The 13,598-nt window shown below is 63.1% G+C and carries 9 protein-coding genes and 1 pseudogene; 2 read left to right on the forward strand and 8 right to left on the reverse strand.

Translation table 11 applies throughout. The features are described from left to right. Nucleotides 1–608 precede the first annotated feature (608 nt). The 6 genes from ACLIRY_RS23420 to ACLIRY_RS23445 all read right to left on the reverse strand — a co-directional run bounded on the left by ACLIRY_RS23420 (nucleotide 609) and on the right by ACLIRY_RS23445 (nucleotide 9,240). Nucleotides 609–1,529 carry a formylglycine-generating enzyme family protein gene (locus ACLIRY_RS23420; RefSeq protein ID WP_413207857.1) on the reverse strand — a complete coding sequence of 307 codons (921 nt, stop codon included), beginning with the start codon at nucleotides 1,527–1,529 and terminating at the stop codon, nucleotides 609–611. Nucleotides 1,530–1,634: 105 nt separating this feature from the next. After that, a complete protein-coding gene (locus ACLIRY_RS23425; RefSeq protein ID WP_413207849.1) occupies nucleotides 1,635–2,015 on the reverse strand; it encodes a helix-turn-helix domain-containing protein in 381 nt (126 codons plus the stop codon). A 525-nt stretch (nucleotides 2,016–2,540) separates the two neighbouring features. After that, a complete protein-coding gene (locus tag ACLIRY_RS23430; protein ID WP_413207850.1) occupies nucleotides 2,541–6,398 on the reverse strand; it encodes a formylglycine-generating enzyme family protein in 3,858 nt (1,285 codons plus the stop codon). Continuing rightward, on the reverse strand, nucleotides 6,398–7,357 hold the full coding sequence (locus ACLIRY_RS23435; protein WP_413207851.1) for an AAA family ATPase: 960 nt from the start codon (nucleotides 7,355–7,357) through the stop codon (nucleotides 6,398–6,400). Before ACLIRY_RS23435 ends, ACLIRY_RS23430 begins: the two co-directional genes overlap by 1 nt. 8 nt (nucleotides 7,358–7,365) lie before the next feature. Next, nucleotides 7,366–8,907 carry a hypothetical protein gene (locus tag ACLIRY_RS23440; RefSeq protein ID WP_413207852.1) on the reverse strand — a complete coding sequence of 514 codons (1,542 nt, stop codon included), beginning with the start codon at nucleotides 8,905–8,907 and terminating at the stop codon, nucleotides 7,366–7,368. A gap of 3 nt (nucleotides 8,908–8,910) precedes the next feature. Then, on the reverse strand, nucleotides 8,911–9,240 hold the full coding sequence (locus tag ACLIRY_RS23445; protein ID WP_413207853.1) for a trypco2 family protein: 330 nt from the start codon (nucleotides 9,238–9,240) through the stop codon (nucleotides 8,911–8,913). Nucleotides 9,241–9,792: 552 nt separating this feature from the next. On the opposite strand from ACLIRY_RS23445, the gene ACLIRY_RS23450 reads away from it, so the two are divergent. Beyond that, the gene (locus ACLIRY_RS23450) at nucleotides 9,793–9,969 is read left to right on the forward strand and encodes a hypothetical protein (RefSeq protein WP_413207854.1); all 177 of its coding nucleotides are present in this window, start codon (nucleotides 9,793–9,795) and stop codon (nucleotides 9,967–9,969) included. A 27-nt stretch (nucleotides 9,970–9,996) separates the two neighbouring features. Beyond that, nucleotides 9,997–10,860: pseudogene (locus ACLIRY_RS23455) on the forward strand (NAD(P)/FAD-dependent oxidoreductase); the annotation flags it as partial. A 107-nt stretch (nucleotides 10,861–10,967) separates the two neighbouring features. On the opposite strand, the gene ACLIRY_RS23460 reads toward ACLIRY_RS23455, so the two are convergent. Together ACLIRY_RS23460 and prpF are read right to left on the reverse strand one after the other, a co-directional pair. Next, on the reverse strand, nucleotides 10,968–11,828 hold the full coding sequence (locus tag ACLIRY_RS23460; RefSeq protein ID WP_413207855.1) for an isocitrate lyase/PEP mutase family protein: 861 nt from the start codon (nucleotides 11,826–11,828) through the stop codon (nucleotides 10,968–10,970). Between the two features lie 18 nt (nucleotides 11,829–11,846). Continuing rightward, entirely contained in the window at nucleotides 11,847–13,046 is a 1,200-nt protein-coding gene (gene prpF / locus ACLIRY_RS23465) for a 2-methylaconitate cis-trans isomerase PrpF (RefSeq protein WP_413207856.1), read from the reverse strand. Between the last annotated feature and the right edge of the window lie 552 nt (nucleotides 13,047–13,598).

Below are 13,598 nucleotides of genomic sequence, written 5' to 3' on the forward strand. Positions count from 1 at the left end.
GAGCTTGGGGTCTTGGGCCTTTCGGCCCAAGTTGGGGGACGGGCAAAGCCCCGTGATGGGAAAGCACTCCCTGTCGTGTACCGTGATGCCCCCGTACCTGACGCCTAGAGTGAAACGGGATCAGCGTGAGTCAAGCTGGCCCCGTTTCACTCTCATTATTCGGAAACATAAAGCAAAGACTGGGCCAATGGTGATTTGGCGAAAATGGGCTCCCCTCTCCCCGTTCGCGGGACGGATTGAGGAAGAAAGCGGCACTCCCCTTCGGACGGTTCGTCCGATCAGCCGGACAAATCGTCCGAATTTCGAACACCCCTTTGTCCCTGGTGCACTGATGCCCTAGGGTTTGCGGACAATTATCGCATGGCGATGATGGGTGCCACGAGGTTTACGGTTGCGACAAAGCGAGTATCGGTTTTGTCATATCGTGCAGGGTACACTGTCGTGGACCCTGCCGCCGGAAGCCGCTCTCCCGGGTCCTGTTCCGGCACAAGGCGCCCATGCTCCCGTTCACCTCGACCGCGCTTCGCGCCTTGTCTTTAGTCCGCCGTACCGGCATCCCGACCACGGCCCGGAGGACCGTTCACCGCAAGACGCCCCTCCGGGTCGTCTCACGGCTTTCTGGAGCTCGGGACCTGACCTCCGGCGGGGCGAAAACCCAGGCTGCCGCGCCGGGCATCGGGCGCGAACCCGCTCCGGACTGCGGCCCGGCAGTTCCAGGCGTCACCGTCCCAAGAGCCCCCACGAACAACGCGGTACCGTCCACCTGTCCCGCTTTCCACTCGGGGCTTGCCGAAAGCGTCCTTGCACCATTCCCACACATTCCCATGCATATGCCACAGACCCCAGGCGTTGGGCCGAAACCCGGCCCCCTTTACCGGAACCGTTGCCTTTCGATATGTGCCCTCGGACGCTTCGCCCAGGGGAAACTTCCCATTGTAATTGACCTCTTCCGCCGTGATATCTAGTCCCACATGGCGGGAGGCCACCGTCGGTTCGAAGGAGGTCGACGATCCCGCCCGGCAGGCGTACTCCCATTGTGCCTCGCTCGGAAGGGACAGGGCCAACCCGGAGATTTCCCCGTTGAGACGCTCCAGAAACGACCTGGCCTCCTCCCAACTCACCTGTTCCACGGGACGATTGGCACCATCCTCCGTAAAACGGCTCGGGTTCGTCCCCATCACCGCCTCGTAAAGAGCCTGGGTCACGGTCGTGTCGAAGAGCCAGAACCCCTCGGGGATGGTGATCTCCGTCAGAGGGCCTTCATTTTTAAATCGCTCGGTCTCCCCCTTCGGAGAGCCCATGCGGAACCACCCCGGCGGGCACCAGCGGAGACGTTGGGTGATCTCCCGATAGGTGAACTCGACGAACACACCCTGCCTGTCCTGGCCCCAGCCGCTCGCCCATTTCGGGGGGCGGCCATCGGCCAGGGGGTGCCCTCCGGTGTTTATGATCCTCCCCTCTGTCACACCCCGTCCTTTCCAACCCGCAGCGAACGCGGTTCCGCTCGTTCTTTCAACAGACCTTTCCATTTTCACGCTACGCCTCCCCCAAGGCCGGGGCAATGGGGGAGGCGGAAGCGGGACCCACGACAGCGGGTCTTTCGCTTCACTGGGGCTCTGCTCCAAACCCCGCCATCACGGTGACTCCAAGGCTTGAAGAAGCCGCGCCCGTCGCTCCACCGGGGGGGCTGTCACTGCGGTTTGAAGCAGGGTCCGCGTCAGGTGTTCCTGAAGAAGGGTTTCCAGGCGTTTGGGGCGATAGGGGACCTCCAGTCCCTCGACAAAATAGGTCATGGGGACGTCCAGAAGGACCGACAGGTCATGGAGCGTCTTGCCGTCCATGCGTGCCCATCCCTCTTCCCAGGCGCGACACTCCTGCTGCGCAATGCCCAGCAGGGATGCCAGCCACCGACGGGACAGACGAAGGTCATTGCGCCGCCGGGTGAGCCGACGGCCCATATGCAGGGCCGCCGGATCGGGGACGGAAGCGGGGGATATGGTGGTTTCCGATGTCATGGCCGAACTCCTCGAGCCAGAGGCGGAACCGTGGCCAGGGGAACGGGCCGAGTCTGTACGGCGCTGCCGATAAGGCGGGTGGCAGGACAAACCCGGCCCACCCGGCGCCCGGTCCTCAGCCTCCGGCCTTCACCATCAGTAAACAGGCCCGCGTCCATGACGGGTCTGGGGAAACGACGAACAATCGGATATAACAAGCATTAGCCATGGCTCTGCTACTCCTGTGGTTGAGCAGGGTTGTGGTCAGGCGACGGGGGGTGCTGCTACACCTTCCGTCGCCGCTAAAGCTTGCCCGAGGAAACGGACAGGCGCCCCTACTATACCTGGAAAGGGGTGCGGACTCCACCTGAAAGGGTTGTTCTGGCGGAGGTCTGTTGGACGCAAGTGGCTTGGACGGAGGCCATCCTGCGAGGCGCAGGGGTGAAAAAATCAAACCGCATTGTCGCCGTCTTTCTTGGAAGAGCCCTTGGCTGCTGAGCCGCGCTTCGCGCGGCGGCCAGGATCCCGAACGGCGGACGCCTCCGGCTAGTCCGCCGTACCGGCATCCCGGCCACGGCCCTCCGGGCCGTTCAAACTAAGACTGCCCTCCGGGCCGTCTCCGGACTTGCTGGAGCTCGGGACCTGACCTCCGGCGGGGCGGAAACCAATGGAGTTGAGCCGGACATCGGGCGCGTACCCATTCCGAATCGCGGCCCGGCAGTACCTGGCCCTGCTGCGCCAGGAGCCCCCGCGAACAACGCGGACCCGCTCGCCCTTCTCGCTTTCCAAGCGAGGCTTGCCGAAAGGGTCCGCTCCGTCGTGACTGTCGCTCCACAGATCCGCGCACCATTCCCAGACATTTCCCAGCATGTCATGGAGTCCCCAGGGGTTGGGGTCTTTTCCCTTTACCGGATGGGTGCCCGCCGTCTTATGGTCATGGGCTTTCTCTTCCCAATGGGAACTGTCGAGCCCATTCTCCAGGTCAAACTCCACACCGCTGTTGCCGCCGTACCAAGCGATCTCCTCCAGGATCGGCGCATTGTGCTCACCCAAGATGTCCATGGGACCGGCATAGGTCGCCTCCCGCGTTCCCGCCCGACAGGCGTATTCCCATTGCGCTTCGCTGGGAAGACCCAGGTCCAGACCCGGCAGGAGTCCGTTGAGGCGGTCCAGGAAACGCCCCGCGTCCTCCCAACTCACCCGTTCCACCGGACGGTCGGGGGATTGGAAGCGGCTCGGGTTCTTTTCACCCGTCACCGCCTCGTACAGGGCTTGTGTCACTGGCGTGTCGAACAGCCAGAACCCCTCGGCGATGGTAATCTCCGTTTGGGGGCCTTCCCTGTCATATCGCCCGGACTCATCCTCCGGCGAGCCCATCAGGAACCGTCCGGGGGGACACCAGCGGAGGCGCTGGAGCACCCCCTCATAGGTGAACTCCGACCACAGGCCATAGCGGTCCCGCCCAACGGCGGAGGCCCAGGGCAGCGTTTCAAGGGTCCGCTGCTGGACGACCAATTCCGCCCGGTCCGTGCAAAGGATGAAGGGCGCGGCGGGCAACCCGATGCGCGCCCCCCGCCCCGGCGTCACCCGCAGACGCTCCGGCACCGAGCCGCGCTCCGCGCGGCCGCCGGGATCCCGAACGGCGGACGCCTCCGGCTTGCCCGCCGTACCGGAACCCCGGCCACGGCCCTCCGGGCCGTAAAAGCCAAGACGCCCCTCCGGGCCGTCCCCTGGCTTGCTGGAGCTCGGGACCTGACCTCCGGCGGGGCGGAAACCAAGATAGTTGAACCGGTCATCGGGCGCGAGCCCGTACCGGATCGCGGCCCGGCAGTCCCTGGGGTAGTCGTACCAGGAGCCCCCGCGAACAACGCGGTCCCGCTCGCCTTTCTCGCTTTCCAAGCGAGGCTTACCGAGAGGGTCCGCTCCGTCGTGGCTGTTGCTCCACAGATCCGCGCACCACTCATCGACATTGCCCTGCATGTGCCACAAACCCCAGGCGTTGGGACGAAACGGTACCCCTTTCACCGGAACCGTCTCTTTCCGATACGCGCCCTTGCCCTCTTCGCCCAGGGGGTCATTTCCATCATAATTCACTTCCTCCACCGTGATATCCTGCCCTCTATGGGTCGCCGCGACCGTCGGCTCGAAGGGCGCATCCGACCCCGCCCGGCAGGCGTATTCCCATTGCGCTTCGCTTGGAAGAGAGAGAACCAGTCCCGACATCTCCCCGTTCAGGCGAGATAGAAACATCTCGGCATCCTCGAAACTCACCCGCTCCACGGGGCGGGAAGTCCCATCCTCTGTAAACCAGCTCGGGTTGGTTCCCATCACTGCCTCGTAAAGGGCCTGGGTCACAGCCGTATCAAACAGCCAGAAGCCGTCGGCTATGGTGATCTCTGTTAGAGGGCCTTCATTGTCGAACCGGTTCACCTCATCCTGCGGCGAGCCCATGCGAAACCGCCCCGGCGGACACCAGCGGAGACGTTGCGTGATCCCCCGATAGGTGAACTCCGCCCACACCCCATGGGCATCCCGTCCTGCGGAGGACGCCCAGCCATCAATGCCGCGCAAAGCGCCCCCAACCATCCTCTCCGCCATGGAATAGGGCATCTGGAATGGGGGGGCCGACCAGTCGATCGGCACCGATTGCCCCGGTCGGACCTCATACCGTCGCCTTTTCACCGCCAGGGGGTCTTGTCCTGGTCCGGACCAGGGAAACCGCCGCCGAACCTCCTCGCTCAGGGGGTCGGGCCCCTCCATATCCACGATGCCGTTGTTCGTGGGCAGAATCGCCACAAGAGACCCCGTCCCGGGTATCACGGGATCCAGGGTCAAGCGGTCGCCGTCATGGCGCAAAGCCACCGCCTCCAAGGCCCCGCCAGAAGAGGGTTTCTTTCGCGTCCGTTGCACCGCTCGAACGGCATCGACCACCGCCCGGACCTCCTCCTCCCGGTCAGCCGCGGCGGGGACCCTCTGCTCCAGTTGCGCAACCCAAACCCGTTGTTCCAGGGTGAGGGTATCCCCGCCCCTCTGCCGCCGGTGCAAAGCGCCGAAATAGCGCCGGGCCTCCGCCAAATCCCCAGGGTCGGGAAGACAGTGCCGGATCTCCGGTGACAGGTTAAGAATTTCCGGAAACCAAAACTCCTCGGCGCCCCGACAGATCCGCCCGCCGCTTCGCCAGGAGCGGATCACCTTCAGCGCCTCTGTTCGCTCGCCATCGGTCAGCAAATCGCCTTCGAACGCCCGGCGCAGACCCTCCGCCCTGTCCGGTCGCAGACAGGTCAGGATGGGCGACCAGACTTCCACGGCGGGATCCGCCCAAACCAGACATTCCACGGTCATATCGGCCCGGGGCAACAGGGCGCGCCGCATGGCCCGCAGCAGCCCCGGGGAAAAGCAAAGCGTCGGCGACAGGTAAATCAATAGTTTATGGAGCATGCGCCGACGCTCTTCCGCGTCACAGGGACTGTTCCGGTCCATGTCCTCCCAGGTTTCTATCCGCCAGAGGGCCCGCAGCTCCGGGGCGACATCTCCCACCCCACCGGTCGTCAGGGCCAGCGCCTGCCCGGGAGCCAGGGTCCGCCCCAGGGAAAGCCAAACCGCTTGATCCCGCCCGGAAGCCGCGCCGAGGTCCCCCAAGACCAACCAGGGGCCGTCTTCCCTCTCCGGATCGACCGTCTCCCACCGGTCCCCGCAAAAATGCCAGAACCGGCCATCCCCCCTGTCCAAGGTCACGGGAATGACCTCCATCGCCGGTGCCACCTCCCGCAGAGTCGTGATCACCCGGTCTTGATCCGCCCATAGGGGGATCAAGGCCTCATCCCGATCCATCACCACATGACACCGCCGCGCCCAACTCCGATCGACGCGGCGCGGCGGTTTGCGTATCGGCAGGCATTTGGCCACGCCGCGAATGCCCTCGTCGAGATCGATGCCGCCCGACAGCCAGGACGGCGCAAGCAGCCGCCGAAGCTGGGACACCAGGGACTCCCGGGACCGTGCCGGTGGCCAGGGCGGGGGGGCCGTCGGGGCATTGGACCAGGCCTTGGCCATGCCCGGCCCCCCGGCCTCCCCGGGCTCTTGCGGTGGCTCTGGCTCGGGGTCCATCCGCAACCACAGGGGCATCAGCAGGGGAAGCGGAGCCTGGGGGGCCTGACGCACCGGTCCCGGTGCGGTCTTTGACGGTATGGGCCTCTGCGGCGAGGGGGGCTGTGGCGGGGGCGTCTGTGGCGGGGGAGACGATCCAGTATCCGGCCTCTCACCGCTCCAAAGCGGCCTCCCGTCCAATGCCTGCTCGGCCCGGGCGTATCCGAGGACCAACCCCAGACGGTCCTGGTCTGCCTCCGCCGCAACGGCGAGGAGCCGGGCGAGATCGGCCCGGCCACTGCTCCCCCGCTCCGCCATCACTGCAAACTCGCGTGTTTCAGCAGAAAGTACTTGGAGATCCGGTTCATCCATTGCGATGGGGTACAGTCCGGCGGTCGGGGACCGGTCATCACCGCCCGCAGCAGATCCAGGTATTCCGCCTGACCGGGCAACGGCCTCAGACGCTGCTGATCACATATCCCCCGATCCCGATGGGTCACCTTCGCCGCCTCGCGCAACAACGCCTCGTCCGCCGCAGGGAAATGCGCCCGCCCGACGGGCACCAATCGGTCGACGAAGGGCGCTTCCTCCGCTGGTAGGCTGAGAGTATGAACGATACACCGGCGCACGAAGGCATCGGGTAGGCGCCGTTCGTCGTTACTGGTGACCACGATCAACGGCCACCGCTTGGCCTGGACGGCGGTAATCCCCCCCGTGGGCTGGAATTGCCTGGATCCCAGGGCCTCCAACAAGCCGTTGGGCACATCGGCCTCGGCCTTGTCGATTTCGTCTATCAGCAGGACCGTTCCCTTGTCCGGGCTACAGTCCGGATGAAGATAGGGGCTCCCTCCGCCAGCCTCCTTGGCCTGTCGTTCGGCATCGGTCCAATGGAACGCCCACCAGAGTGGGCCTGGCTGAATGTATTTCTCCAAGGCAAGGTCCACCCGGGTCTTCTTTGCCTCATCCGGATCGGCCATGACTCCGACAAGTTGGGCATCGGCCAGCCGTGCGACCATGTCCTCGGACCAATGCAGGTCTCGGGCCTCGGTGCGGGCATCGACGACGACATGGCAAAAGGCGCGCCGGAGGACCCAAGCCGCCGCCCTGGCGAGTTGGCTTTTCCCAACCCCGGGCTCCCCCAGCAGCAACAGGGTGCGCTCCGCCGCCATCGCCGCCGAAAGGGCGTCGATATCCTCCTGCTCGAAAATATGCGGGCAGGTTCTGTTTTCGGAGAGGGGAACGTCTTTGATCGGAACATCGGCCTGGGCGGGGAACATGGTCTCTCCTATGCGTCGGGGGCACGGATGGGAAGAAAATAATGAAATCCGCCCATCCGCAGCAAATCTCTGTCCATCAGATCAACATCCAACGTCAGCACCGGCAGCGGTTTCCCTAGACGGGCGACTTCGTTCACAACCTTCTCCAGGTTTTCCCTGAGATCGGGATTCAAATCATTCGGAATGACGACGGCCAGATAGGGCATGGGACGTTTGCTTTGTTTCGCGATCAGCAACCTCGTTCTGAGGTTCGACCATTCCCCCCCGGCAAAGGACAGGTCCGAGCCGAGCTGACGCCTCACTTCCGGTATAAATCCATTTTGATCAACCCAGGTCAGTTCCGGGTATTTGGCCATGATGGCGTCCAAGATACCCTGCGCCTGACCGCCAACCGTTTGGTCGGATCCCATCACCGGCAGAAGCGAAATCAGCTTCCTTCCGAGGGGTCTGTGCTCCTCCCCGTCGCGGGGGTGATAGTCCACCGGTCGGTCTTCGGCGGCGGCCATGATAATTTCGGCGAAACAATGTGTTCCTGCGGGGAGAGCGATCGGCAGAGCCACGGGCTCCCCCTCCGTGAGGCGGGCGCGGATTTCTCCAAGGTCCGCTGTACTGACCCAAAACGCATAAGGGGCAAAGACTTGTGTCAACCGGCGCAGGTCTAGCACCTCCTCTGGCGTCCGTATCTCCAGATCATGGGAGAGAACGGAAAAAAACTGCCCTGGCGGCATTGTCTGCACCGCGTCCAGAAGATGGTCAATCCACCGTTCCGAATCAAAAGACTGGAAGGCCGGATCCAGCTCTTTCAAACTCGCCAGAACAATCTCCTGGACCTCTTTGGAGATGGGTTCCTTTCCAAGAAGGCCCTTCACCCTCGCCCGCATCTCCTCCATGGCTTGGTAGCCGGGCATCTGGTCCCTTAGAGAACCATGGGAACAGTCCTTGTGATCCCCCGTGAACGCCCGCGTCACCGCCGCCGCGCTTAACATTGTCTCTTTACGGTTCGGCATTTTCTTGATGCAGACACCGACGACACCCAAACCCTCCACATAAACCGGCATCCCCGATGCGCCCTTCCAGCCCCCGCCGGTATCAGGCTCCGTACCGCTCGCCGTTACGGAGATGACTTCGTCAAATGAGGCCATGGATAGCCCATCGCCTCTAAAGTCGGCGCAACCCAGACCGTGGTCTTGTTTTGCCACCTCGGGAAAACCGCGACCTTCCCAGGAAAACACCTTGGTGATCTCTGGCAAATCCCCTCGCAAGATCAGGTGGCCGACGAACTCCTTCGGCCTCGAATCCACGTGCAGAAGGGCAAGGTCGAGTTTTTCGCACTCCCAGACGACGGGATCGGGTGTCACCGCCAAGGGAATCCAACCCGAGTTTTCTTTCGTCTTCCAAAAAAACTCAATTGGCGCCTTGGAGCGGTCTTTTGGCCTGACCACATGCCGGGCGGTCATGAGCTTGTCCGACGCGACCCAAAAGGCCGTGCCCGTTTTCCCTCCCTTCGTTTTCGGAACCCACAGTTCGACAACATGATCCTTCCAGTTCATGGTTTATGTCCTAGGGGGGCGCCCGGGTCCGTCCTGAGAGATTTCGTTTCTGTCGCCGTCCGGTCCCGGCGCCAGCTTCAACCGCATCTGAAGCCGCTGTGTCTTTACGGACGACACATCCCCGCCGAATTCAAAACCGACGACGGACAGTTTCACACCCGCCCCCGCTTTTCCCGAGGCAGAGGCCACCACCTGAAGGTCGAGATCCACATGCTCGATCTCGAATTTAACCGATTTACCTATCCCGCTTTCCTTCGCCGCTTCAAGATCCGCCCTAAGGCTGATCAGCAGATCTCCCAACGAGAAGGCGCTGTCCGGACTGTCTTTCGTCATAGCCTCATCTCCCATCGTCCCAAGGGATTCGCGTTCCCCTGACCATTTTACCCACAACCCGTTGACCGTGCATAGAACGCGAATAGGGAATGACGATGAAACCTTTGAAAGAATGAGAGTCATTTTGAATGAGGCTCTAAGCTCACTTTACTGAACCGTCCTGGGAGGCCGGGGTCCTCCCATTCTTGTCGAACCTTTCGAAAAGCAACCCTCCGTGAATTGAGGGTTTCGAGGCAGCCGCCCAGCGTGGCGAGACAGGTACAGCAAATCCGCATGAAACCCCGGAATGACGGGCGCATGGAACCGAACCACTCCGTTGGACCATGGTACACGACAGGGGGTGCTTTCCAGTCACGGGGCTTTGCCTCGTCCCCCACTGGGTCCGAAAGGCCCCAAATGGGCTTGGGCAATCACCCAAAAAATGACGAGACACTGTCGTGCCCTGTGCCGTTGGATCGTTCAAGAGCCGCAGGTAGGGCGGGCTCGGCAGTGCGGCGCGGCTCCAGAAATTCCGGGAAATAGCTCCCTTTGCACAGTTTGGGACTCTGGAAAATGATGAATTACAAATTCGCGATCGTCGGCGCTTTCGCGCTGAACGCCGACCCCAACATCGTCAGCCTGCAGGCCTATACCGTCGACCTGATGGCGGAGATCGAAAAGGAAGCCGATCACTCCGTCGGGATGCAGATAACCGGCGGCATGCCTCTTGCCGGTACACCCGATCGTTAGGAATGGCAGCAGTCGGCCTACCGGACCTTTCAGTCGATTGGCATTACCGATGTGCACTTGATCACCCCGAAGGAGGCCAAAGAGGCCTGTCCGATCCTCTCGACCGATGGCATCATCGGAGGCATGTGGGCCGAACGCGAAGGCTATGTCGATACCACCGGTACAGTGTACGCCTATGCCAAGGCCGCGAAGAAGCGCGGCGCCAAAGTGATCGAGCACAACCGCGTTCTCGGCCTCAGGCAGACCCGCGACGGTTGGGAGGTCATCACAGAGAAGGGCACGATCAAGACCGAGCACATGGTCAACGCCGGGGGGCTGTGGGCCAAGCAGGTCGGTCGCATGGCGGGGATCGAGCTGCCGCTGTCGCCGCTGAACCACCACTACCTGATCACAGAGACCATCCTGGAGGTCGCGGCACTCGACAAGGAGATGCCAATGGTCGTCGACCTTGAGGGGGTCACCTACATGCGGCAGGATCAAAAGGGCCTGCTTCTGGGCATCTACGAAATCAATCGTGAACACGGGATGATGGACGGCGCGCCCTGGGATTACGGGATGCAGCTGCACCCTCTCCGAAGAGCTGCTCGGCGCCGATGTCTTCGAGCAGCAGGAGCGCCTTTTGAAGGCCGTCGAGGCCAAGGAACCAGCCAAGCTCGTCCCCCCCACGGGCGAGATCATGGTGGGGATCGCCGAGAACGGCCTGAACCTGACGGACAGCCTGTCCCCTGCCCTGACCGAGGCCATGTGGGAAGCCGACGACAACACCTGTCACGCCCTGGCCAAGGCCCGGGCCGCCGTGATCACCCATCTGAAGACCACCGCCCCAGGCCTGCCTCAGCGCACCCTCTGGACCCCCGAGGCGCCCAGGCCGGTGGTGACCACCGCGCATAAGCTCTACGGCAACGACCCGGCCAGCGAGAAACCGCCGTCGCCGGGAAGGTCTCCGACGTCATCGACGATGCGATGTCGTCTCACGCGTAGCCCCCGGGAAGCAGCACTCAACTGTACCGGCTTTCCAGGGCATCCCAGGCGGGCTTACCCACCAGCCGTTGGCGTTCGGCGAAGGGCGCAACCAAGCCACTGGATTCCTTCACTTCCTTCTCGTCGCGCAACACCGTCAGCGCCTTCTGCATCCCCGAAACCGCGCCCTGGAGCGCAGCGTTGGCATAGAGCACGATACCAAAGCCCAAATCCGCCAGTTCCGTGGCATTGAAGATCGGCGTCTTACCGCCGATGACCATGTTCATCAACTGGGGACGATCCAGACGCCGGGGCAAGGCGCGGATTTCCTCAGCGGTGGTCACGGCCTCAACGAACAGGATATCGGCCCCCGCCTCGGCGAAGAGTTGGGCGCGCTCCACCGCCGCCTCGAAGCCGTGGACAGCCGCGGCGTCGGTGCGGGCCATGATCAGCAGGTCCGGATCCCGGCGGGCATCGGCGGCGGCCTTGATCTTGCTCACCGCTTCCTCCGTCGAGATGACGGCCTTGCCCGAGAAGTGGCCACAGCGCTTGGGCGCCACCTGGTCCTCCAACTGGATGCAATCGGCGCCCGCCCGCTCCAGGGTCCGCACCGTGTGATAGACGTTCAGGGCATTGCCAAAGCCCGTGTCGGCATCCACGAGCAGGGGAAGCGAAACCGCGTCGCGGATCCGCGCCGTGTGATCGGCGATCTCCGCCAACCCCATGAACCCCTGGTCGGGCATGCCAAACCACATGTTGGTCACCCCCGCCCCGGTGACATAGATGGCCTCGTAGCCCAGGTCCTCGATGACCTTGGCGGACAGGGCATTGAAGGCGCCGGGAACGATGACGCCCCGACGGGCCTCGACGAGGGTCTTGAGCTGCTTGCGCGTGGACATGAAAACTCCCCTATAAACCTAAAAACAATCGCCGGGTACACGGACCCAGCCTTCCATGAGAATGCGGGCGCTCCGGCTCATGACCGCCTTGGTCACGCTCCATCGGCCCTCCTCCAACCGGGCTTCCGCGCCCACGCGCAGGATGCCGGAGGGATGGCCAAACCGCACGGCGCTCCGCCCCCTTTCCCCGGCGGCTTGGGCCACGAGGGTTCCCGGAATGGCTGCAGCGGTGGCTATGGCCACGGAGGCCGTGCCCATCATGGCGTGGTGCAATTTCCCCATGGACAGGGCGCGGACCAACAGGTCCACCTCCCCGGCCCGGATCACCCGACCGCTGGAGGCCGTGTAGTCTGCCGGTGGCGCGACGAAGGCGATCTTGGGCGTATGTTGACGTTTGACGGCCCCGTCCAGAGTATCAATCAACCCCATGCGCAGGGCGCCGATGGCGCGCAGGGCCTCAAAGCGGGCCAAGGCCGCGCCGTCCCCATTGATCTCCCCCTGGGTTTCCGTCCCCCGATAGCCCAGATCCGCAGCATTGACGAAAAGGGTGGGGATGCCCGCGTTGATCAGCGTCGCCGGGAGTTTCCCCCCCGCGACCAAGCTTTCCGGAACGTCCAGGACATCGACGGGGTGTCCGGTGGGGAACAGGGCGCCGCTGTCCTCCCCCTCCTCGGCGGGATCGAGGAATTCCAGAACGATTTCCGCTGCGGGAAAGGTCACACCGTCCAATTCGAAATCTCCGGTTTCCTGGACTTGACCACCACGGATGGGAACATGGACGAGAATGGTCTTGCCGATATTGGCCTGCCAGAGGCGCACGACACAAACACCGTCCAACGGCACACGGCTCCGCTCCACCAGACCGGCATGGAGGGCGAAAGCCCCCGCCGCCGTGGTCAAATTACCGCAATTCCCCGACCAATCCACGAAAGCGCCATCAATGGACACCTGCCCATAGAGATAGTCCACGTCATGGTCCGGTCGCGCGCTCCTGGAGAGGATCACACATTTGCTGGTGCTGGAGGTGGCGCCCCCCATACCATCGGTCTGTTTGCCGTAGGGGTCGGGGCTTCCCATGAGCCGCAGGAAAAGATGGTCCCGCGCCGCGCCCGGAACCTGGGCCCGGCCGGGAAGGTCCTCCAACCGGAAGAAGACCCCTTTGCTGGTTCCCCCGCGCATGTAGGTGGCCGGGATGCGGATTTGTGGAGCGAAATGCATGATACGATGTCCCTTCCGACCTCCGCCACGGCCAGGACGTCCTGGGCGAACCGTTGCAATACGCCTCCGGCCTCATAGATCGTCCCCTCTTCCGCCGTATCAAGGCGGCGGGGTACCGGCACGCGAAGGATCTCTCCATTCCCACGGTTGATGATCAGGGTCAAGTCTGCCCGTGGCACCCGGCCTGTCCCGGCGGGCGGAGAGCATGGGGCGCCCGGCCTGGGACAGGATCGCGCAATGGGTTCCAAAAGGCCCTCCAACGGCAAAACATCAGTGGATTTTCAACAACCTATTGAATAACCTATTCAATAATAGAATCGCGAGAGAAAACATGAAACTTTGCCGCGAAAACACGACAGTTTCAGGCCAGATCAGTGGAAAGTCCTGTCAAAGATCAGCCTTGCGCAATCCCTTCCAGGGAGGTAGGGTGAACGCCCTTCCGCTTATCCACGCGGACTGAAACGAAAATCTCGATCAGACGCGGCTCGAAGTGCGGTGAACGCCCTTCCGCTTATCCACGCGGACTGAAACTGGCGTGTGGTTGTCCCACCG

The sequence above is a fragment of the Rhodospirillum sp. A1_3_36 genome, assembly GCF_047263945.1.
GTDB lineage: Bacteria > Pseudomonadota > Alphaproteobacteria > Rhodospirillales > Rhodospirillaceae > Rhodospirillum.

Coding starts and splice junctions, on each gene's coding strand:
- ACLIRY_RS23450 (WP_413207854.1), top strand. CDS start 9,793: ATGATGAATTACAAATTCGCGATCGTCGGCGCTTTCGCGCTGAACGCC.
- ACLIRY_RS23440 (WP_413207852.1), bottom strand. CDS start 8,907: ATGAACTGGAAGGATCATGTTGTCGAACTGTGGGTTCCGAAAACGAAG.
- ACLIRY_RS23435 (WP_413207851.1), bottom strand. CDS start 7,357: ATGTTCCCCGCCCAGGCCGATGTTCCGATCAAAGACGTTCCCCTCTCC.
- ACLIRY_RS23425 (WP_413207849.1), bottom strand. CDS start 2,015: ATGACATCGGAAACCACCATATCCCCCGCTTCCGTCCCCGATCCGGCG.
- prpF (WP_413207856.1), bottom strand. CDS start 13,046: ATGCATTTCGCTCCACAAATCCGCATCCCGGCCACCTACATGCGCGGG.
- ACLIRY_RS23420 (WP_413207857.1), bottom strand. CDS start 1,529: ATGGAAAGGTCTGTTGAAAGAACGAGCGGAACCGCGTTCGCTGCGGGT.
- ACLIRY_RS23430 (WP_413207850.1), bottom strand. CDS start 6,398: ATGGCGGAGCGGGGGAGCAGTGGCCGGGCCGATCTCGCCCGGCTCCTC.
- ACLIRY_RS23445 (WP_413207853.1), bottom strand. CDS start 9,240: ATGACGAAAGACAGTCCGGACAGCGCCTTCTCGTTGGGAGATCTGCTG.
- ACLIRY_RS23460 (WP_413207855.1), bottom strand. CDS start 11,828: ATGTCCACGCGCAAGCAGCTCAAGACCCTCGTCGAGGCCCGTCGGGGC.